Source organism: Streptomyces recifensis (genome assembly GCF_002154615.1).
Lineage (GTDB): Bacteria > Actinomycetota > Actinomycetes > Streptomycetales > Streptomycetaceae > Streptomyces > Streptomyces griseoluteus.
This window is the reverse complement of the sequence record NZ_MUNH01000228.1, coordinates 14,559-35,365: the sequence shown is the minus strand read 5'-3', so window position 1 is coordinate 35,365 and position 20,807 is coordinate 14,559. Positions and strand designations below refer to the sequence as shown.

The following is a 20,807-nucleotide window of genomic DNA, read 5'->3' as shown; positions in this document are numbered from 1 at the left end:
GCCCAGGCCGGGCTCGAGGACGAAGACCACCGGGCGGGGATCCTTTGGGGTGGGGTATTCACCGGTGCACAGAACGGGCAGTTCTGTGATCGTCTCGTAGGCGTCGCGGGCGAGCCGGTGGGGCGGGTTGTCGCCGCTCTTGTCGCTGGTACGGAAGGGCCGGGAGCTGGCTATCACGCGGGCGTCGGGGCCGGCATGGGCTTGCAGCTGGTCGAGGATGTCCTGCTTGAGTTCCTCGGTTCCGTCCTCGCCGGGCGCGTACATGACCTTCTTGGAGCAGTGGTGCGGGGAGAGCAGGACGTCCCACTCGACGCGCTCGGTGCGGTTGTGGGATTCGCTGTAGTCGAGGATCTTCTTGATGGTCGGGTAGGCGAGATCGCCCAGGAGCAGGATGCGGCCCGCCGTGCCGTCTGCGGCGGTCAGTTTCAGCTGCAGGGCGAGCGAGGTCTCGTTGCGCTCGCCGGCACAGTCATCGCGGAACGGGGCGTGGACGAAGGCCTCGAACCGGTCGGAGACGTCGGTGCCGTCGATGGTGCTGATCGCCTTGCCGGGGGCGGTGAAGTAGGCGTCGGGGAGTTCGGCGTAGGAGTGCTGGTCGCGGTCGTCGTCGTACCCGATGATGCGGACCCGGTCACCGCTCTCGGGTTCCTTGCCGAGTTTGATGGCCTTGATGGTGGCCTTCACGCGGCGTTCGACTTCGTCATGGAAGAGCTGGGCGTCCTCACACATCGGGGTGTCCTCGTTGAGTTCGCGCCACAGCCGGGGCGTTGCCCAGATTTCGCCGATCTTGATGGAGCTCTCCAGCAGGTCTCCGAAGCCGCAACAGTGGTCCAGGTCCGCGTGGGTGAGCGCGAACAGGGCCAGGTAGGGCGTCTCGTCGTCGAGTTGCGGGAGGGTGTCCGCCAGCCGGTCGATGACCGCGGCCACGACTGCGTCGTCTTCGTCCGCGGCCTTCATGTCCCGCAGGTCGACCTGCATGACCAGGCCGTCGCCCAGCACGACGGTGGTGGAGTCTCCGGTGCCGACCGGCCAGAACACCACGCCCCGCTCGGGCAGTTCCGTCTCGACCATGTCCTACCTCTTCACGCCATTGTGATCAACAAGCCGGTAAAGCACATGCCTTGACCGTGGCGTCCAGGTGTACCACCCGCCACTGACAACTGCCCTCACTCTGGCCCCGAGGCGGGCCGAGAACGGCTACAGGTAGGGCAGCGGCGTTTCCGCGTCGCCAACGGATTTCGTCGGGCAAGGAGCCCGGGCCAGGGCGACGCACTCGTCTCCCGAGCGCGCAGACGCCCGGAAGACACTCAGACGACTCGCCGCCCGCTCCGGTGTAGGGCCATTGCCGGACCGGCATGCATCTATCCGACAAGCTCCGGCCTGGATGGGTCCGTACGATGCATCTGTGGAGAGTGACGAGGACCGATTGAAGGCGTCCGCATCGAGAGCACACCTCGCAGACGAAATCAGGCACTCCGGCTGGAATCGTCGCGACGCCGCCGCGGTCGCAGAGATCTTGCAGACCACTGTGACCAACGGCACCGATCTGCGAACCATCGAACTGCCCGATGAGACGCACTTCGGGCTGAGGATGGCGTTCTTCGATGCCGCGACCTTCCCACTCCGGTGGATCGAGCTTCACCACTTCGATCGGCCGGAGGATCTTGGGCCACTCGCTGATGCGCGGGTGTACGGCACCGATCTCCACGGAGAGTACGCAGGCTGGGGCTACGGCTACGGGGGTTGGGGCCTGAAGTCCCATAACCCTGTCCACTGCGCGAGTGGACGCATCGAGCAGGACTGCATGCGAGTGCCAACCGGCCACTGGAGGGGAGCGGACTGCATCACCCTTGCGACCTTCCTCTACCGCACTCCCGGCTTCCGCGGTTGTTCCTTCTGCGGGGGTGCGGTCATCCAACGCCTGACCGATGAGCAGCACACTCACTACGCACGGTCCTGTGAGACCTCAACCGCACGGCCGTGGCAGGCAGCAAAGCGCGATGAGTGGGACGAAGTGCCGCTTGGCGATGGAGACTCAAGCTGAGCTTGGCCGAGGGGGCCATGAACCTTAAGGCGTCGGCGAGGGCGTTAACCATCAGAGGGCTCGGCGCACAGCCACAGGCACACAGACGGATGCGGCTACCACTGGTCTTCCGGCCGGCAGCACTGCGACCATCTACCGATCACCGCCCGGGGACAGGACACTCCCCCATACCGGTCCCGGCGGCCGCCGCCCGCCGGCGAGAACGGTCGTTGATTCCCGTCCTTCGCACGAGGGTCCACCGCAGATCTCCCGAGTCCGAGTAGCCCTGCCATGATCCGAGCAGTCCGGTTGCTGTCAGCTGATCTAGTGTGCGGGGAAGTTCTTTCAGCGTGATGCCGCAGGCCCGCGCCATCTGGTCATGTCCGCTCAGGCCACTGAGGGCTACGGGATCAGTGTGTGCTGCAAGGTAAACGCCAGCGAGTTGCAGCAGCGCGCCGACGGTTCCTGTCGCGGAAGGACTGCTGGCGCGCAGGGCCCAGTCCGCAGCACGCCTTCGGTCGGGGCGCGCCGGGGCCTGGGCGAGCAAAGTGGCGTCAAGGAGCTCGGCGACGATCTTGCTGCCTGTACTCTCGGGCGCCGTGCGCAGCCAGCATGCCTGTTCCAACTCCCGCCAGGGGTGTGGCATATCGAGGCAGAGGCTGCGCAGCAGGCCCTTGGGTAGTTGGACATGCATGGCGGCATTCATACGAAGGGCGCACTGGAGTGCCAGAAGCCGTGTTGAGGGCAGGGCGCCCTCGGGAAGCGCGGCGGCAAGGTAGCTGAGCATTTCTCGGACTCGAGTCCTTTCGCCTGGCCCTTTGGGACGCCGGCTGCGATGGTGGGGAGCTTTGGGCTGGGGCGTTCGGGTGGTGGCTGTGTCGGGCACGACGGCGGCTTGGTCCGTTGCCGCGGCGCAGGCGCTGCATGTGTCGGCGAGGCGCCATAGCCGCCCGCCGCGTTCACGGGCGAGGAGGAGACGGATGGGGCCGGCGCAGCCTCGGTGGCGGGGGTGCCAGCGGCAGCCGCGTTCGTGGCATTGGCAGGTGCGCAGGTGGGGCGGGAGGAGGTCGCCGCGTGCGTGACGTGCGAGATGGGTGAGCGCTGCGGAGCGGGCGGAGGTGGCGGTGACTCGTCCGCTGCCGAGCGGGCACTGCTGGCATACGAGGACGAGCCCGCTGGGGTGCGAGCGCAGTTCCACGGTCCAGGTGCGTGGCATCGCTGGGCATGTTGTGCGCAGCCTCATGGACGCGTGTCCTTCCTATTGCGTGCGCGCTGGCCCCCTGGCGGGCTGGGCAGCGGCCCACCATAGTGCAGAGGTCTGCCCTCTCCCCGTTGTGACCACCTGCAGAAATAGGGCAGAGGTCTGCACTGACAGGGCAGGGGTCTGCCCCGTCGGATGGACGGGTGACGATCTTGCCGCCCGATCCGGACCTCAACGCGCTGCGCTTGGAACTAGCGCACCTGCGGGCGGTGCGTGGATGGACCTATGACGAGCTTGCCGCCCGCAGCGGCCTGGCCAGGCGCACTCTCATTGAAATCGAGCAGGGGCGCACCATCGGCACCTTGAAGACCTGGCACGCCCTTGCCCACGCCCTGGACACCCCGCTCGACGAGCTTTTCAACACGCTGTGCCACGGGCACGATGTGCCCGGGCCGGGCGAAGGCTGACATCTGGTTCTCGCGGCCGCTGCGGATCACTCAAACCAGCGAGACAGCTTCGAACGCTCAATCGGCCTTTCGCACTCCTGTTGCACCACGTGCGGCCGGGTAGGTGACCTGGCGGCAGTGCTGCCGTGGATGCGGCGTGTTGGCTGGCAGGTTCGCGCGCATGCGCTCCACACCTCCCGCCTCCCGCCACTGGGACGGCAGCCCGGTCACCGCCCACCGCGTGCGCCGCTCCCTGCAGGTCAGCCCCGATGGCGTCAGCCGACTGCTGCGCTGCGGCCAAGGCGGCCGGTGCGGCGACTGCGGCAACCGGATCGAGTGGTACCACCGCAGCACTGAGCGGGCCGTCCGTCTCCATCCCCAGGAACTGCCGACCGCCCAGGTGCCCGCGGTGTGCCGCTGGCACGTAAGCTCCGGCGTGGCCTACCCGGCCGGAGACGGCAGCAGCTGGTGCCGTCTGCCGCACGCCGTCGTCTGCCCCGCCCGGGACACGCCCCCCACTCCGCCCGAACTCGCCGGACTACGCCGGTCTCTGGCCGTGAACACCCGCCGTCTGATCGACGCCGGCGTCTTCACCCCTCCCCCGGCTTCGCCGGACGGCCCTGTGTCCCAGCAGGCCGTCTGCCGACCGGCCCGGCCCATCGTCCAGTTGCTTTATCTGCGCTACCTCGCCTCCCGACCGGTGGAGGAGATCCAGTGCGTCGCGCAGACCCGGCGCCGCGATCGCTGCACCAGCCCGCTGCTCATCCCCGGCGCTCCGGCTGGCGTATGGGCGCTGGTCCCGGCCACCGCATCAAGCGGTCAACTAGCTCTGCCTTCTGATGTCATGGCGGTCTACGACCTCAACCGCGTCCCCTACGCCGAGCAACTGCGCAGGCGCGCGCAACGCTGCCCACAGCACGCCGCCGCACCTACAGCCCCCGACCTGGCGGTGGCCGACTGGGAGCCCTTCGACCCGCTGCGCCACCACGAGCACATCCACACCCGCCTGCCCACCACTACCCGACGCCCCGGGGTGCGAACCGCGTACGGCACACGGCCCGGCCGTGACGTCGCACCACGCCGTCGAGACTCCAGTTGACCCAGCCCGCCGCTCCTACCACTCATACCGACACCCCGCCAGGGCCCAGCCACCGCGCCGGACACAGCGGCAGATCGATCAACAGCGTCCGGCCGCACTAATCAGTAAACCGCTGGGCCCGGTCACCCCGGCCCATCCATCCTCATAGGGCGCGGACGGCGGATCGGTCAGGCCCATCTCATGTCGAGGGCTTGGAGAGCGTCTAGTTGTTCGCGGGTGAGCTGGGCGGGGGCGCGGCGCCGTTCTCTGATCCAGCGCCCCAGGTCCAGGGAGTAGCCGTCGACTGTGCACGGGTGGCTGCGGGGGACGTTGAGGTGCTGGTGGGAGCGCCAGAAGATACGGGCGGCGCGCAGGCCGCGGGCGAAGGCCCGGTCGGCCGGGCCGCGGGGCGGCCGCAGGAGGAGGGCGAGAGGGTGATGGAGGGGGAGGGCGCCGAGGAGGTTGTGCTGCATGTCGGTGAGTCTGCCGAGTCGATCGATCTGGTCGTCGAGCCAGCGTGTGAGGGGGCTGTCGTCGCTGTCGGGGCTGAGGTCGGGAAAGGTAAGTTCGCCGCGCCGGGCCGCTTTGAGGGCCCTGGCGTAGGCGCGTTTCCACTCCTCTTTCCATCCGGCGGCCCACCAGGGGTAGATGTCGTTGAGGGCCCGGTGGTAGCAGTACGGGAGAGCGCGTTGGCGGGCTTCTCGGCGCCAGTCGGCGACGTGGCGGCCCAGGGCGATGCCGGCGTGGTGTTCATCGGTGCGGGGCGCGAGGTGGCCGTGCTGGGCGGTGTAGTCGCGGGCGATGTCGAGTTTGTATTCGATGCTGTGAGGCGGGTGCTGCCAGGTCATGCCCAATGCGGTCAGGCGTTTGATGCGATCGGGCAAGAGCATGCGGTTGGCGCGTAGGGAACGCTGCTGTCCGAGCCACCAGCCCAGGTAGAAGCGGTCAGTGGTCAGGTGTCGGCTGGCGACGTCCAGGTTGCCGTGTTCGTTGTGGTACTGCTGGGCCTGTTCGAAGCCCATTTCCCAGACCTGGTTGGGGGCATCGACGTGGTTGAGGCCCAGGACCGTGAGGATCTCGTCGACGCGGATGGGGTGGGCTGCGAGTTCGGGCTCGGCGGGCTCACCGTCTCCGTTGAGGTATTCGACGCGGTGAAAGACGTGCTCGTCATAGACGCTGAGATCGATCAGGACTTGATAGATCAGGTGGAATCGGGTGCGCCTGGTGGCCTTTCCGATGTCCTCTCCCGGTGCGGTGTAGACGGGGATGATGATGGTGGAGATCTTGCCGTCGCCGGGGGTCTGGCGCAGGGTGCGACCGACGGCCTGGACGATGTCTACGGTGCTTGACTTGGGGTGGGCAAACAGCAGGGAGTCGATGGCGGGGATGTCGATGCCCTCGGCGCAGCAGCGGCAGTTGGTCAGGACGGCCCTGCGCGGGCGCGTGTCGGTTGGGTGAGTGGAGAGCGGGGCGGTGCGAAAGGCGGCGTAGTTCTGGTAGCGGACGAAGGAGTTCTGTCTGGAGTTGACGGTGTTGACCTGGAGCCGCGAGGGGGCATAGCCGGGCATTCGGGCGGCGGTCTGCGGCAGTGTTTCGGCACAGGCTTCGGCGGCCGCGATGCAGGGGTGGAAGGTGAGGGTGCGCCTGAGGTCATAGCGCTTCTGGGCCACCAGGAGCGCGATCTGGGCGGCGGCGGCCCGCAGTGCTTCGGCGGTGTAGCTGTTGACGCCGGCGTTCAGGGTGCGGCGTAGGTCTTTGTCGGTGATCGTGATGACGGCGATGCGGTAGTCAGCGAGCAGGCCTTGCTGGATAGCTTCGGCCAGGGAGAGGCGGTAGACGACGGGCCCGTACAGGCTCTGGTCGTCCATGGAGGCGACTTCGACGTCGGGTCCCCTCCCTTGGGGTTCGAACTTGCGGAACGTAGCGGTCATGTACAGGCGATGGCGGGCGGGCAGCGCGTCGTTGTCGTGGACGGCGCCCCAGGCTTTGCCGAGGCGGCCCGCGGTGTGGTGGGCCTCGTCGGCGACGACGACGTCCCAGCCCGGCAGGTGGTAGTCGGCGTGCGCCTGGACGACTTTGACCAGCGACTGGTAGGTGCAGAACACGTTGAGAGGGCCGTCGATGTCTGCGGCGACCTCAGCGAGGCGCTCGGGCGTGTTCACCACCGTCAGCGTCTTGGCCAGGGAACGGCTGAGGGCCTCGTCGGGCGAGCAGACGCCGAGGTAACGGCCGGGGCGTCCCTGCGTGTGCCAGGTCTTTGCGGTTTGTTCCAGCAGGGCCTGCGAGGGCACCAGGACGAGAGCCCGTCCATGGGGCGCGGTCTCCTGGACGGCGTGGAGACCTACATGGGTCTTGCCGGTTCCGGTGGCCATGGTGCTGGTGACGCGGGTGGCGCCTTCGGCGAAGCCGGTGACGATGGCATCCACCGCCATGTCCTGGTGACCGCGCAGCGGTGTCTTGAGTCCGTTGAGGGTCAGGGTTGCCACGCGTTGTCCTCCCCCGGGTGTCATGGCAGTCCTCGCCCGAGAGTGAGGAAGTCTTCGAGGTGCCGGGGCCGCGTCGGGGCAGGTTCACTCGAAGGGGTGGCCTGATCTTGACTGCCTGTGCGGAGTGACACGAATGTCCTGGTGGGGTGTGCTGCGGCGGAGAGGAAGTCCCATGGACTTGACGGGGTTACTGGGGCCGAGCCGTCCGCTCCCGATGCAGGTGCGGCCGGTGGGCGGAGAGTCGACCGGATCGTTCGTACAGCGGCTGGGGCGGGCCAACGGTCTGGACCTGGCCTCGTTCCTCGACCGGGTCGGGCAGGGCGAGGCGTCCCAGGACCCGGAGCAGGTGGAGAAGTATCCGCAGTACACCGAGATGAAGGTGAACGCGGCAGGCCGCGCCTACCTGTCGGTGCTGTCGGGCTTGGACGTGAAGCTGCTGCAGTGGGCGCTGCCGTCACTGGCCGATGACCTGCTGCTCCCCGAGACGGGGCCGGCGGTGTGGCAGTGGCCGTGGGAAGCAAAGGGCGGGCATCTGGTGCCGTGGTGCACGTCGTGCGCATGCCGGCGGCAGGTCAGTGAGCGGGTGTGGCTGATGTCGGCGAACAGCTGGCAGCTGTGCGTCCGGCACCTGTGGTGGACGGACGACTCGCGCAGCACCGATCCAAAAGCCGTGTCAGTGGCCTTGCTTGCGGAGTGCGCCGCAGCGCACCGGGACAGGCTGCGTCTGCAGAGCAAGTTCAAGTCGGCCGGCGAGGAGTTGTTCGCCGACGCCTGTCAAGTCATGTACCAGTGGTGGAGATATGCGCCCGACACGCTGGTGTGGGTACAGCGGGCCTGGACGGCAGGGCTGGAGGCCCGTTCCGCGCGTGCTGTACCACTGGTCGTCTTCCCCGAGGCGGTCAAGCTGGCCTGGCTGATGCTGCGATTCGAGCAGGCCGGGCTGCGCACGCCGCAGGAGCGGGGCAAGTGGCTGGTCCGGGTGCAGCATCAAGCCGACCTGTGGGATGTCGACTTCGCCGCAGGCAAGAACGCACTGTTGCAGTGGCTGGAACGCCACAGCCGTCCGGCCAAGACGAGTGCAGAAGCCGCCACGGCCGGACGGCCCCGACTCGCGCTGGCGGAACGGCACAACCGGATCGCGGCCCGTGCGGGCTCACTTCAACAGCGCTCATGCCTGCCTGGTGCATGAGCCCCCAGGAGGGCTGCCGGCGAAGAACCGTGCGATCGGGGGCGTGCGCGACATCAGGCAGAGCACTCCTCGCCACAGCTCGATGGAGCAGGAGCTGCCGACCGGAGAGGGGTTGCAGGGCCGTCCGGCGGCACGGCAGGGAGTGGATGGTATGAGCGCGGTGGAGGCCTCCGGCGGCCTGCCGGGTGAGGCGGAGCCAGGTGCGGGGCAGCACGTCGTGGCCCTGTACCGCGAGCCGTACGGGCCGGTGCGTTCATGCGGCGCGGCCGGGCTTCGGGGGGTGGTGCTGGAGGAGTTCGGACCGGTGAGCGAGCCGGTGCCTTATCGGGGCCGCAAGGGCATCATCACCTACTGGCCGGTGGCGACCCGGGAGCAGACCGTGGTGTGCGGCAGCCTGCGGCAGTGGCGGCTGGCGGTGGAAATGGACTTCGAGCCGGCCTGGGCGGCGTTCAGTGCCAGCCCGGTGGAACTGCGGTGGCGGGCAGGAGGCCGCGAGTGCCGCTGGCGCCCCGATTTCGTGGCGCGCACGGATGATGGCGTGCGTGAGGTGCTGGTGTTGAAGCCGTCCGGCCAGGAGAGCCTGCCCGCCGTGAGGCTCGAGGTGCTTAAGGAGGTGGCGCAGGCGGCCGGGTGGCGGGTGCGGCAGGTGCGTGAGCCGTCGGGGCTGCGCGGGCGCAATCTGGGATGGCTGGCCGGCTACCGGTTCCCCGCAGGCGACGAGGAAGACCAAGGGCGGGCGCTGCTGGAGGCGTTCAGGGCACCGACGGGTCTGCGGACGGGGGTGGCGGCGAGCGGGCTGGACGAGCTGACGGGGCTGGACCTCGCCTATCGGATGCTGTGGCAGCGGCGGCTGCTGTTCGACATCACGCAGCCGCTGTTGCCCGATGCCGTGGCCTGGACGGCCTGAGGACCGGAAGGGGGCGCATGGCGGGATCGGGTGAGGCCCGGCTTGCGGGGTCGCTGTCCATCGGGGCGCGGGTGCTCTGGCAGGAGCGCGAGTGGGAGGTGGTGGCCTGGCAGGGGTCGCAGGTCACGCTGGTGCCGCAGGACGGCGAGGAGGCGCCGCGGGCGGTGTCGTACCGGTGGCTGGTGGGCGCGGAGGACTTCGCCGTCGTCAGCGGCGGTACGGCGCCGGTCATAGACGGCGCGGCACTTGGCGGATGGAGGCGTCAGGAGGGCCGGGAGGAGGAGGCCGCGCTGTGGCAGGCGCGCATGGTGGAGATCGATACCGGTCTGGCGCCGGGCCGAAGCAAGCATGCGCGAGGGTTCGGGCCGGGGACGACGTTGGCCCAGCGGTGCACCGCGATGTCGGCGCGGCTGGCCGCCGAGGGCATCCGCTGTTCCGCCCACACTCTCGCCGACAAGCGGCGCAAGTGGAAAGCGGCCGGGGAGAACCCGGTCGTCCTGCTGCCTCGGCCGCGGGAGGGACGGCCGGGGGGCTTCACCGACCCGCGGTGCCTGGCTGCCATGCAGGAGGTGGTGGTCCGGCGCGCACACGCGTCGGACGTGACCATCGACGTGATCCGCGAGGAGGTCGAGGATCTCCTGCACGCGCGCTACGGCAAGGAACTCGGCGATCCGGCCGCCGTGGCGGCCCTGCTGCCCTCCCGGTCCACCTTCTACCTGCGGATGAAGGAGTCCGGCCTGGCCGATGCCCTGGACCGGCCGACGCGGGCCCGGGCCGCCCTGGCCTCCACCCCGCCGCTGCCCCACGGCGGGCGCGAGCCTGTGCTGCGGCCAGGGCAGGTGACCCAGACCGACACCACGCCACTGCGGATCCTGGCCCGCGGCGACGACGGCCGGCCCACCGCCACGGAGATGACCTCGCTCATCGATGTGTCCAACCACAGCGTGTGCGCCCTGATGATCACCCCCAGCCGTGCCGGGGACGCCGAGCGCGGCAGGGCGACGCGGGCGATCGACCTGACCCTGATGCTGGCGCAGGCCTTCGCGCCCTGGCCGGTGATGCCCGGCTGGGACCCGCTGAGCGCGGCCGCCGCCTCCAGCCTGCCGTTCGGGGCCCTGCGGACGGCGGACGAGCGGTTCACCGAGGCCACCGCCGCCCGCCCGGTTATCCGGCCCGAGCTGATCGTCTACGACCAGGGCAGCCCCTATGTGAGCGAGCATTTCACCGAGGTCTGCGACCGGCTACGCATCGCCCGCCGCCCGGCGCGCAAGAGGACCCCGACCGACAAGCCGCTCGTCGAGCATTTCTTCACCACCCTCGCGCACCGCTTCAGCCAGTACGTGCAGCACGGCTGGCAGGGCCGCAGCCACAAGAAACGCGGCCGCGGCATCGAGCGGATGCCGCTGTACACGATCCCCGAGCTCCAGCAGATGGCCCAGGAATGGGTGGCGCTGGAGCACCAGCAGACCCCCGATGCGGGGCTGCGCGATCCGTTCCGGCCCCACATCGTGCTGTCGCCCAACGACATGTACGCCGTCCAGGTGGCCCGCAGCGGCTACCGGGCGGTGCCGCTCTCCCCTGCCGAGAACCGCTTCTTCCTGCTGCCGCAGTGGGTCACCCCCGGCAAGGGCGGCTTCATGATCAACTATCGAACCTATCAGCCCATCGCGCAGGACGCCGCGCACTACCGGGAGATCCTCCTGCGCGGCGGCTCGAAACTCCCCAGCCGAGGGGACAAGTGGGAATGCCGCTTCAACCCCTACCGTCCCGAGCGGGTGTGGCTCTACGACCACACCGCAGGCACCTGGGTGACCTGCGACTTCCGGCTGCGGCACCTGCTCAACGACCCGTGGACCGCGGACATGTGGCAGGAGCACGCCGAGCGGCACTGTGCAGCCAGCGGCAGCGAGCAGGACGAGGAGGCGATCGCCCTGGCCCTGGCTCAGCGCGACCGGCGCCGCCGCAGCCGCAGGCCGCCGCCCAAGCGCACCGGGGCCGAACCACCCTTCCAGGGACTGGAGCTGGAGACCGAGCAGCCGTCCCAGGACCCGTACGCGGGTCTGGAGGAGTTCGACCTGTCGACGCTGCGGCCCTACCCGGCGCAGCCCATCTCTCCCCTGGCGCCCCCGCTCACGCCGCTCGCCCCGGCGCTGCCCGCCGGCACGGGCGGCGCGGACCGGCCCCAGGGCGGCGGGCAGGCTCCGCATCCGCTGGCAGCACTCTTCCCCGACGACGGCGACGACAGCCCGCCGGATGCCTCCGCGGCCGTAACACCGGAAGTTGCCTACGAGGTCGTCGAGGCGGAACTCCTCGACGACCTCGATCCGGACGGCGATGACGGTGACGAGGACGACGTATGGGAGATGTAGGCGCCCGGGACGGGCTGTGAACCATGCAGCCGCAGGTCAGCCCGGAGCGGACAGGTTTCCCGGCGCGGAGCCGGTCTGCCGGTGTGAGCCAGGACCGTGACGAGAGAGAGCATGATGAAGGCATCCATCGAACTGCGTGACAAACGTGAAGCCCGCCTGCGTCAGCAGCTGAAGGACACCCCGATGCGGCCTCTGCCGCTGTTCCAGCTCACCGGCTGGACCCACTTCGTCGACGAGGAAGTGGAGCCGCCCGTACTGGCGGCGGGCAGCAGCCCCACTGAGGACAGGAAGACGGACGAACATGCCATCGCCTACCACCGGCATCTGCGGATGGTGCCCACCGACGCGATGACGCATATGCAGGAGGCGGTTGTTGAGGCGGTCCACCGCAACAGCGGGTGCCGTGAGGGCCTGATGGACCATGTCATCGACGGGCCCGCGGGCACCGGCAAGACCTGTCTGCTGCGGGCGGTTGGACGCACCGCCCAACAGGAGATCGAGGCCGCCACGAATGGCAGGCGGCCAAACGCGATCCCGGTGGTGCACATCACCACTCCCGCGGACCCGGAGTTGCGGGTGAACTGGGTCTGGGAGATCGGCTCCTACCTGGGTCTCAACCCCGAGCCGAAGAGCCTCGCGGAAGTGCTGGAGATGCGCAGGCACCAGGACGTGACCCTGCCGGTCAACTATGTCCTGGAGACGGCGCAGACCCGTCTGCTGCTCATCGACGACATTAACCGTGCCTCGCCGCAGCAACTGGCGAACGTGCTGCCCTACTTCGACTACCTGCGCGACAAGCTGGGCATCTCGCTCATCTTCTGCGGCACCGGCGCCAGCCACCTCCTGCACCAGGCCCGCATCCTGGCCGGGGACCTGACCCGGGTCAGTGAGGAGAACCGGCTACGACTTCAACAGGCAGACCGCCCGCCGGCGCCCGTCTCGCCCTCACCCACCGCGCTACTGCCGGTGACCTGGCTGCACCCGCTGCCTCTGGGCACCGAGGCCAAGGAACAGGAGGTGTTCCGGCGCGTACTGGCGAGCTTCGAGGCCGACTTGAGCCTGTACCGGCTCGAGGAATACGCCCTGAGCCAGCACGCCGCCGAACTGCACCGGCGCACCGGCGGCTACTTTAAGGCCCTCACCTACGTCATCTCCACCGCCGCCGTCATCGCGATCCGCAGCGGCAGCGAGAACATCACCATGAAGGAGATCGACGCCGCAACGGCCCAACTTGGCCCCTGAATGAGCCGGAGCGGGCAGCGGGCCGTTCGCCTCGTGTCACGAACTACTCGGTGGATCCGGTTTCGCCGTCGCCTGCACGGACGCCCTCTGCCGGCACGTTGGCGTAGTCGACGCCGGGAAAGAGCCGAATGCGGCTCTCATCGACGCGGACTCTGGCTGGCCGCGGAACGTCGTCCGAGAGGCGGCAAAGCACGTCCGCTTGCTCGGGTCAAATGGCGTCGTTAGGGTGTGATCTGATGGGAAAGCAGGTACTTGGTCGCCGGTGTATCTGTAGGCCTGGGGGGTCGTCGCACAGTAGGAGCCGCATTGCGCTTTCGCATCGCCGTATCGGTTTTTCGCCGGATGATCACCCACATCGAAAACCATATTTCCTGAACAGCCTGGGGGATGCTTTTCCATGTCCATTTTCTCGCCGGAGGCGGACGGCGTCGTAAAGGTGGTCCAGGACCTGTCGAAGCGGGTCCTGAACGTCTACCGGGCGGATCCTGGCCACGTCCTGGAACACGCGAACAACGAGCGGCGCATCACGCAGGGTGGCTACGGCGAGCGACAAATCTACGAGCTGGTCCAAAACGGCGCGGACGAGAACATGGACCGCTCGCCCGGGCGCGTGGGGACGATCCACGTGATCCTGACCGCCAACCGCCTTTACTGCGCCAACACCGGCACGCCGATGACCCCGGCCGGTGCCGACACTATCCTGCGGATGGCGGTGTCGCGGAAACGGACCGGGAAGATCGGACGCTTCGGGGTCGGTGTCAAGTCGGTGCTGAGTGTGTCGGACACGCCTTGCTTCTACAGCGCCTCCGGCTCGTTCGGCTTTGACAAAGAGTGGTCGGCTGGCGTCATCCGGGAAACGGTCCCGGGCCTTTCGGTGCAGGACCCCACCCCGGTGTTGCGGATGGCGCAGCCGCTGGACCTGGCCGCGGAGCGTCGGCGTGACGAGCTGCTTGACGAACTGATGGCGTGGGCGTCGACGACGGTGGTGCTCCCCCTGCATGACGGTGCGGACGGGCGGCTGGGTCGGGACATCGTCAACTTCCCGGCGCACTTCATGCTTTTCTCCCCCCACGTGGACCGTCTCGTCCTTGAGGACACCCGTGCTGGCCACAAGCTGCGCCGGGAGATCACGCAGGAGACGCGGGGGGTCGAGCACCGAGTCGTGGAGCAGCGCAACGAGGCGCTTCACAGCAGCGAGCGCTGGTTCGTCTTCAGCGTCGACCACGAGCCCAGCCCCACCGCCGCACAGACGGCGGGTGAGCTGCACGATCGGCCTGTCGTCACCATCTCCTGGGCGGTCCCGGACAAGGGTGTCCCGCAGCGCGGGAAGCGCGGAACCTTCTGGGCCTACTTCCCCACCCACTACGACACGACCCTGACCGGCATCCTCAACGCTCCGTGGAAGACGCCCGAGGATCGTCAGAATCTGACCAAGAGCGACTTCAACGAGGAGTTGGTGACCAGAGCGGCGGAGCTCGTGGTCGACTCGATTCCGAATCTCTTCGAGGAGAAGGACCCGGGGTCCTACCTCACCCTGCTCACGGCGCGCGGCCGGGAGGCCTCCCAGTGGGGCGACGAGATGCTGAGCCAGAAGGTGCTGCAGGTGGCCGCCCGCCGGCCCTCCCTGCCGGATCAGGACGGATTTCTGCGACTCCCCAAGCAGCTGCGGCTGCACCCGGAAAATCTCGCGCCGGGCTGGCTCGAACGGTGGGCGAGTCACCCGGGGCGTCCCAAGAACTGGTGCCACCACAGTGTGGAGAGTCGTGAAAGGCGATCGAGGGCACGGGACATCCTCGAGCAGGCCCACGTCGCCCCGTCCTCGCTGCGCGAGTGGCTGGAGGCACTCGTCTCGGACCGCAGCGTGGAAGGGGCGACGTGTGCGCTGAAGCTGGCGGCTTCCATCGTGGAGACGGGCAATCAGCTTCAGGCGGCCGAGGTGCGAGACGCCAAGATACTGCTCACCGAGCGGGGCGACTTCCGCTCGCCTTCCGCCGGCAGGGTGTTCCGCCGGCACGGTGGCGTCCGCCTTCCCAACGAGACCACGGTGTACCTGCACGACGCGATCGCGCAGGACCCCGAGGTGCTGCACGCGCTGCAGGTCTTGGGCGTGGAGGAGGCCAACCCGGCCGGACGGTTGCGGGCCGCCGTCACCTCGGGCTTCGCCCGGTACCGCAACAACGACTGGGAGGACTTCTGGGCTCTGGCACGTACGGTCGAGGGCGACGAGATGGTCACGGTCGTCAAGGAGCGCCACCCCGAACCGGAGAGCGTGCTCAAGGTGTGCACTGCCACCGGTCAGTTCCGCTTCGTGCGCGACTGCATCCTGGCGGGACCTGTGGTGCCCGAGAACGGGCAGCGCGATGCCTCGGTTCTAATCGACCCGGTTTTCCACGCGGCCGACACGGAAGTACTCAAGGCTCTGGGCGCGGTGGATCGCCCGCTAACCCGGATGAGCCCTCGCTCGGACGCCTGGTTCAACGACTACAGCGGCGTCGTGTACAACCGGTTCTGCGCTTCCCTTTCGCCGCGGGTGTCCCGTCCTCGGTCGTCCTCCGTGAGCTTGATCGGCCAGGATCCCCCCGGCCCCCTGCACCTGCTGGCGGAGCTGTCGGCGGACGGTAGGGCCGCCTTCACACGGGAGCTGCCCGACCTTGGGATCGTGCCCGACTGGCGGTGCATGCGGACCAGCGGTCAGGGTGACGTCCTGCGCGTGGAGTCACCCCTGGTCTGGATGCTCCGTGAGCAGGGCATGCTGGGCACCTCGATCGGGGTGCGGCGGCCGCATGCCGCGGTGAGCCCCGAGCTGGATGTGGACGGCCGTCTCCTTCCCGTTGCCGAGGTTGCCGTCGCGTACGCGCGTGCGCTGGGGCTGCCCTCCAAGATCCACGATGTGCCCGCCAGTTTGTGGAGTGAACTGGCCGAGCGCGCGGACTCGGGGACGGATGCCGCCTTCGTTGGAGGTGCCTACGCTTTTCTGGCCACATCGGCGCCTGCAGGCACTCTCGAGGACGGGCGCCTGTTCCGCTGCCGGGTGGGCGAGAACTGGGAGATGCAGCACAGCAAGAGTATCGCCGTCACGTTCGAGGAGGATCAGTACGAGGTCTTGCTCCGTGAGCGCGTGCCAGCGCTCCTGGTCCCCACGGACGCCGACGCGCATCTGCTCGTCGACCGGTTCCGTTTCCGGGTCCCCTCCGACCTCTTGGTCGAGGAAATCCACTCCGTCCCGCTGACGGAGCCGGTCCCGGTGACGGACGTCTTTCCTCGGCTGCGCCAGGTGCTTCCTCGGGGAGCGGCCTGGAAACTGGCGCACTGCTCCGAGCTGGTCAGGATTGTCCGTGGCCCGCAGGAGGGGCGGCGCGAACAGGCACTGACCGAGACGCTCGACGGGCTCACGGTGTTGTTGTGCGGGGAGCGTGACGAGGAGTCGACCCTGCAGGCCCTGGACCGGCTCCTCGGGCTGCGGCTGGGGGCCGAGGGATGTCGGGGGCTCCTGCGTCAACAGGCGCGGGACCGTGACGACAAGAGGTTGCTGATGGTCCGCCAGGAGGCGGATCTGTCCAAAAAGCTCCTGCTCGCCGTCGGCGATGGCCGGTTGATAGACGAGCTGCCCCCGGGGCTGGCGCTCGCCGATGCGGAGCTGCGCAAGGTCCCGGTCGACGGCCTGCGGGCGGCCGAGCTGCTCCTGGCCGCTCACGGGGAGGACGTCTTGCGCGTCCTTGCACCGGCGCTCGCCGAGGCGGGTTTCAACGTGCCGCAGATGTGGACGGGCGGTTCAACTGCACGCAGTTTCGTGCGCACCTACGGCTTTCCGGAGTCCTGGGCTGGTGACCCGCAGACCCCCGGCAGCCCGAACCCATACGAGACGGTCCCGGGCCCGCGCAAGCCGCTGAAGTTGCACACCTACCAGGAAACCCTGGTGCAGCGCATGTACGACCACCTCGCCCAGGGCGAGGAAAAACGAGCCATGCTGCAGATCCCCACCGGCTCGGGCAAGACGCGGATCGCCGCCGAGGCCGGCGTCCGGGCGCTGCGTGACGGTCTCCTCGACGGCCCGATCCTGTGGATCTCCCAGAGCCAGGAACTGGCGGAGCAGGCCATCGAAACCTGGGCCTACGTCTGGCAGACCGAGGGAACGGACCAGCCGCTGCGCATCACCCGCTTGTGGGGCGGCATCCCGGACGCCGTTCCCGTCGCCGACGGGCCGCAGGTGGTCGTCGCCATCGACGACACCGCCGTCAACCGGCTCCCGAAGGAGGACTACGCCTGGCTGCGCGAGTGCGCCCTCGTCATCGTCGACGAGGCTCACTTCGCCGTGCCGAAGACCTACACACGGATCCTCGACGCCCTCGGCATCGACCAGTACCGGACCTCACGCCACCTGATCGGCCTGACGGCGACCGCCTTCCGCGGGGACAGCGACGACGAGACGCGGACCCTGGCCTCCCGTTTCGGGCACAAGCGCCTCGACTTCGGCGTCTTCGACAACCACGACGCCTACCGGCACCTGCAGTCGTTGAAGGTTCTGGCCGAGGTCGAGCACGAGGAACTCCCTGGCGGTTCCTACGTGCTGTCGTCGAAACAGGTGGCTGAGATACAAAGGACGCACGCGATGGCCCTGCCCGCGGACGTCGTCAGTCGCCTCGCCAAGGACGTCGAACGCACCCGGCGCATCGTGGACCGGATCGAGGAACTGCCCTCCGACTGGCCGGTCCTGGTCTTCGCCACCTCGGTGGAGCACGCCCAGGTCCTTGCGGCCCTCCTGCAGGACCGCGGCATCACGGCGGCATCGATCGAGGGGCGGACGCCGCCGAGCATCAGGCGGCGTCGCATCGCCGCGTTCAAGGACAACAGGATCAGAGTTTTGACCAACTACAAGGTGCTGACCCAGGGATTCGACGCCCCGGCCGTCCGTGCCGTCGTGGTCGCCCGCCCCACGTTCAGCCCCAACACATACATCCAGATGATCGGCCGGGGCCTGCGCGGCGAGCTCAACGGAGGCAAGGAATCCTGCCTGATCCTCAACGTGGCCGACAATATCGAGAACTTCGGTCGGGGACTCGCCTACACGCGCATGGAGCACCTGTGGCACGGGGAAACCCGCTGACCGCATCCACGACCGTCACGGCGGACGGACGGATGCCCGGTACCGCGTCGTCGAAGAGCCGGCACAACGCACGACATCAGTGACCATAGGTGCGCCAAAACCGGCGAGCACTTCACGCCGGTCGGGTGGATCGGACCCCTGGCCTTGGAGGGCCACGCCGGCGAGACCTCATCGTCCCTGCCTTCGCGTACGCCGCCTCGGTGGGGTGCGGAAGCGACTGCGATCGCCGGCCGAGCCCGCCCCCCAAGGCAGCTTGAGCTCCCAGCGGCTAGGCCAGGGCCTCGCCTCTGCCCAGGCCGGGGCCCTCCTCCCCGTGCCACCCGGATGGTCAGTACAGTGATCGCCACTATCGACGGTGGGGGTACGGGGGGCGTCATGGCGCGGCTCGGCATACACCGCGACTTCCTGATGGAATTCGCGGGACTCGAAAAGCACGTGCAAAAACGCGTTTTCGAGGTGTTCGAGAAGTTCGCCGCCGCCACGCACGCCGGGCTCCACCTGGAGAAACTGACGCACCAGCGCGATCCGCGCCTGCGTACCATCCGGATCACCGACTTTTGGCGCGGTGTCGTCCTCAAATCCGATCAGGGTGATGGCTACCTGCTGCTGAAGGTGTTGCCGCACGACAAGGCCAACCATTGGGCGGCAAACCATCGCGCCTCCGTGAACGCGGCCAGTCAGGGCATCGAGATGCGTGACGACGTGGCCCTGGAGCGGGCGACCACCGAACTGTGGGCGGCGACACGGCAGGACGGCACGCGGCTGTTCGCGGAGTCGGCCTACCCGGACAAGGTGTTGCGCAGCCTCGGCGTCGACGCCGAGATCATCCCCATTGTTCGGCTCATCCCCGACGAGGCTCACTTGGAGGCGTTGCATCGGGTCCTTCCCGAGCAGCAGTACGACGTCCTGCTCGGGCTGGCCAGCGGGATGTCCCCCGAGGCCGTGGACCGCGAGGTGGTGCAGGTGTATGCGACGGCGTCCCGGGATGCGACCGACCAGGCGGCCGACCCCCTGGATGCGGCCATGACCCACGCGCGCGGCCGCATCGCCCTGGTGTCGGGCACGGAGGAGCTGCGCGAGATCTTGGAGAGGCCCTTCGATGCCTGGCGCGTGTTCCTACACCCCAGCCAGTACCGGATCGCCTACCAGGAGTCCTACCGTGGTCCCGCCCAGGTTCTCGGGGGCCCGGGCACCGGGAAGACGGTGGTCGCCCTGCACCGCGCCTTGCACCTGGCTCGGCGGCTGCCGGTCGACGCGCCGGACGGCTGCATCCTGCTCACCACCTACACCCGGGCGCTGGCAGTGGAACTGGAGCGCTGCCTGGGCCTGTTGATTGCCGACGACCGGCTGCGTGCGAAGATCACCGTGATCAACGTGGACGCGCTGGCCTACGACGTCGTGCGCGGCACGCACAGCGGCAGCCCCGTCAAGCTGGTCACCGACCAAAAGGAGATCAAGGCCCGCTGGGCCCGCATCATCCGGCGGCTGAACCTCAACTTCGCCGACGTGTTCTTGGACCAGGAGTGGCACCATGTCGTCCTGGCCCAGGACCTGCGCAACCCCGAGGCCTACCTCAAGGCCCCCCGCCACGGACGCGGCACGGCCCTGCCGCCCATCCAACGACTGCTGGCGTGGCGCGCCATCGAAGCGTTCGAACAGCAACTGCACCAGTTGGGCGAGCGGACCTTCCTGCAGATCTGCGTGGAAGCCACCAGCCGCCTGACCGACCAGGCCGAACCGCCATTCCGTCACGTGATCGTGGACGAGGCACAGGACCTCCACCCGGCCCAGTGGCGCTTTCTGCGTGCGCTCGTCCCGGAGGGTCGCGACGACCTGTTCATCGCGGGCGATGCCCATCAGCGCATCTACGGCAACAAGGTGTCGCTGCGATCCCTGGGCATCTCGATCACCGGGCGTTCCCACCGGTTGCGGATCAACTACCGGACCACGCACGAGATCCTGGACTGGGCCTCGTCCCTGCTCACCGGTATTCCCGTCGACTCGGTCGACGACGACGTCTCGCTGGCCGGCTACCGCTCCACTCTGCACGGTCGCCACCCCACCCTCGCGCCGCACCCTTCCAAGGCCGAGGAGATCGCCGCGGCCGTCGCCCGGATCGCTGAGTGGACGGCTTCGGGGGTGGCCCCCGAGGACATCGCCGTGGCCGTGCGCTTCATCCAGCTGGGCCGGGACCTGGCGACCGCGTTGGAGCGGGCCGGCCTCCCCACGCACGTCCTGGGCAGCTCGGCGCCCGGAGCAGGGGTACGCATCGCGACGATGCACCGGATGAAGGGACTGGAGTTCCGCTGCGTCGCCGTGCTGGGCGTCAGCGAGGGCATTGTGCCGATGCGTGCCGCGATCACCCCCATCGACGTCGACCCGCAACAACACCAGGAGGACATCGCCACCGAACTGAGCCTGCTGTTCGTGGCCTGCACACGCGCTCGAGAGGACCTGCTCGTCTCCTGCCACGGAACCCCGAGCCCATTCCTCGCTCCCGTTGCCGACGACGGGATGGGAGCAAAACGGTGACCGCGCAGCCGGGTCGTGGTCGGCGAGCACGACCTTCCGATGACGACGAAGGTGCCATCCCGCATCTCCGACACGTCGGGGCAATTGTCGTAGCCGGTCGACCCGCGCTCTGCCGGGGGGCGGACCCGACACGGCACAGGGAACTCCCAGGTGACAGGATCGGCGCCATGAGCACCGAGACCAACTGGGTGTACCGCGTGGACGAGCCGCGCGGCTCGGCAGGCCGGCAC

General features: G+C 68.6%; 12 protein-coding genes. 9 read left to right on the top strand and 3 right to left on the bottom strand.

Annotated features, from left to right (window positions below):
• A partial coding sequence (locus CCN33_RS13880; protein ID WP_086693937.1) for a ComEC/Rec2 family competence protein occupies positions 1-1,071 on the bottom strand: 1,071 nt, incomplete at its 3' end.
• Between the two features lie 334 nt (positions 1,072-1,405).
• Here CCN33_RS13880 and CCN33_RS13875 point away from each other — a divergent pair.
• Complete coding sequence (locus CCN33_RS13875) at positions 1,406-2,044, top strand: hypothetical protein (protein WP_086693936.1); 639 nt, start codon at positions 1,406-1,408, stop codon at positions 2,042-2,044.
• 139 nt (positions 2,045-2,183) lie between these two features.
• Here CCN33_RS13875 and CCN33_RS32960 read toward each other — a convergent pair whose 3' ends face one another.
• Complete coding sequence (locus CCN33_RS32960) at positions 2,184-2,810, bottom strand: hypothetical protein (protein WP_244173794.1); 627 nt, start codon at positions 2,808-2,810, stop codon at positions 2,184-2,186.
• 617 nt (positions 2,811-3,427) lie between these two features.
• Between CCN33_RS32960 and CCN33_RS13865 the strand changes: the two genes are divergently transcribed.
• Positions 3,428-3,691 (top strand): helix-turn-helix transcriptional regulator, encoded by a 264-nt coding sequence (locus CCN33_RS13865; RefSeq protein WP_086693935.1) that lies wholly within the window; start codon positions 3,428-3,430, stop codon positions 3,689-3,691.
• 160 nt (positions 3,692-3,851) lie between these two features.
• Complete coding sequence (locus tag CCN33_RS13860) at positions 3,852-4,769, top strand: DUF6083 domain-containing protein (RefSeq protein ID WP_244173793.1); 918 nt, start codon at positions 3,852-3,854, stop codon at positions 4,767-4,769.
• Positions 4,770-4,936: 167 nt separating this feature from the next.
• Here the strand turns inward: CCN33_RS13860 and CCN33_RS13855 are convergent, their stop codons facing one another.
• Complete coding sequence (locus CCN33_RS13855) at positions 4,937-7,234, bottom strand: DEAD/DEAH box helicase (RefSeq protein WP_244173792.1); 2,298 nt, start codon at positions 7,232-7,234, stop codon at positions 4,937-4,939.
• A 172-nt stretch (positions 7,235-7,406) separates the two neighbouring features.
• On the opposite strand from CCN33_RS13855, the gene CCN33_RS33515 reads away from it, so the two are divergent.
• From CCN33_RS33515 to CCN33_RS13825, 6 genes are all read left to right on the top strand, one after another.
• Complete coding sequence (locus CCN33_RS33515) at positions 7,407-8,423, top strand: TniQ family protein (protein WP_086693933.1); 1,017 nt, start codon at positions 7,407-7,409, stop codon at positions 8,421-8,423.
• 151 nt (positions 8,424-8,574) lie between these two features.
• Positions 8,575-9,330 (top strand): TnsA-like heteromeric transposase endonuclease subunit, encoded by a 756-nt coding sequence (locus CCN33_RS13845; protein ID WP_208621749.1) that lies wholly within the window; start codon positions 8,575-8,577, stop codon positions 9,328-9,330.
• 17 nt (positions 9,331-9,347) lie between these two features.
• Entirely contained in the window at positions 9,348-11,699 is a 2,352-nt protein-coding gene (locus CCN33_RS13840) for an integrase catalytic domain-containing protein (RefSeq protein ID WP_086693932.1), read from the top strand.
• 111 nt (positions 11,700-11,810) lie between these two features.
• Complete coding sequence (locus CCN33_RS13835; protein ID WP_086693931.1) at positions 11,811-12,941, top strand: AAA family ATPase; 1,131 nt, start codon at positions 11,811-11,813, stop codon at positions 12,939-12,941.
• A 397-nt stretch (positions 12,942-13,338) separates the two neighbouring features.
• Positions 13,339-18,045 carry a DEAD/DEAH box helicase gene (locus CCN33_RS13830; RefSeq protein ID WP_086693930.1) on the top strand — a complete coding sequence of 1,569 codons (4,707 nt, stop codon included), beginning with the start codon at positions 13,339-13,341 and terminating at the stop codon, positions 18,043-18,045.
• A 375-nt stretch (positions 18,046-18,420) separates the two neighbouring features.
• Positions 18,421-20,577, top strand: coding sequence for a UvrD-helicase domain-containing protein (locus tag CCN33_RS13825; protein WP_086693929.1), 2,157 nt, complete (start codon positions 18,421-18,423; stop codon positions 20,575-20,577).
• The last annotated feature ends 230 nt before the right edge of the window (positions 20,578-20,807 follow it).

Coding starts and splice junctions, on each gene's coding strand:
- CCN33_RS32960 (WP_244173794.1), bottom strand. CDS start 2,810: ATGCTCAGCTACCTTGCCGCCGCGCTTCCCGAGGGCGCCCTGCCCTCA.
- CCN33_RS13860 (WP_244173793.1), top strand. CDS start 3,852: ATGCGCTCCACACCTCCCGCCTCCCGCCACTGGGACGGCAGCCCGGTC.
- CCN33_RS33515 (WP_086693933.1), top strand. CDS start 7,407: ATGGACTTGACGGGGTTACTGGGGCCGAGCCGTCCGCTCCCGATGCAG.
- CCN33_RS13845 (WP_208621749.1), top strand. CDS start 8,575: ATGAGCGCGGTGGAGGCCTCCGGCGGCCTGCCGGGTGAGGCGGAGCCA.
- CCN33_RS13840 (WP_086693932.1), top strand. CDS start 9,348: ATGGCGGGATCGGGTGAGGCCCGGCTTGCGGGGTCGCTGTCCATCGGG.
- CCN33_RS13835 (WP_086693931.1), top strand. CDS start 11,811: ATGATGAAGGCATCCATCGAACTGCGTGACAAACGTGAAGCCCGCCTG.
- CCN33_RS13830 (WP_086693930.1), top strand. CDS start 13,339: ATGTCCATTTTCTCGCCGGAGGCGGACGGCGTCGTAAAGGTGGTCCAG.
- CCN33_RS13825 (WP_086693929.1), top strand. CDS start 18,421: ATGGCGCGGCTCGGCATACACCGCGACTTCCTGATGGAATTCGCGGGA.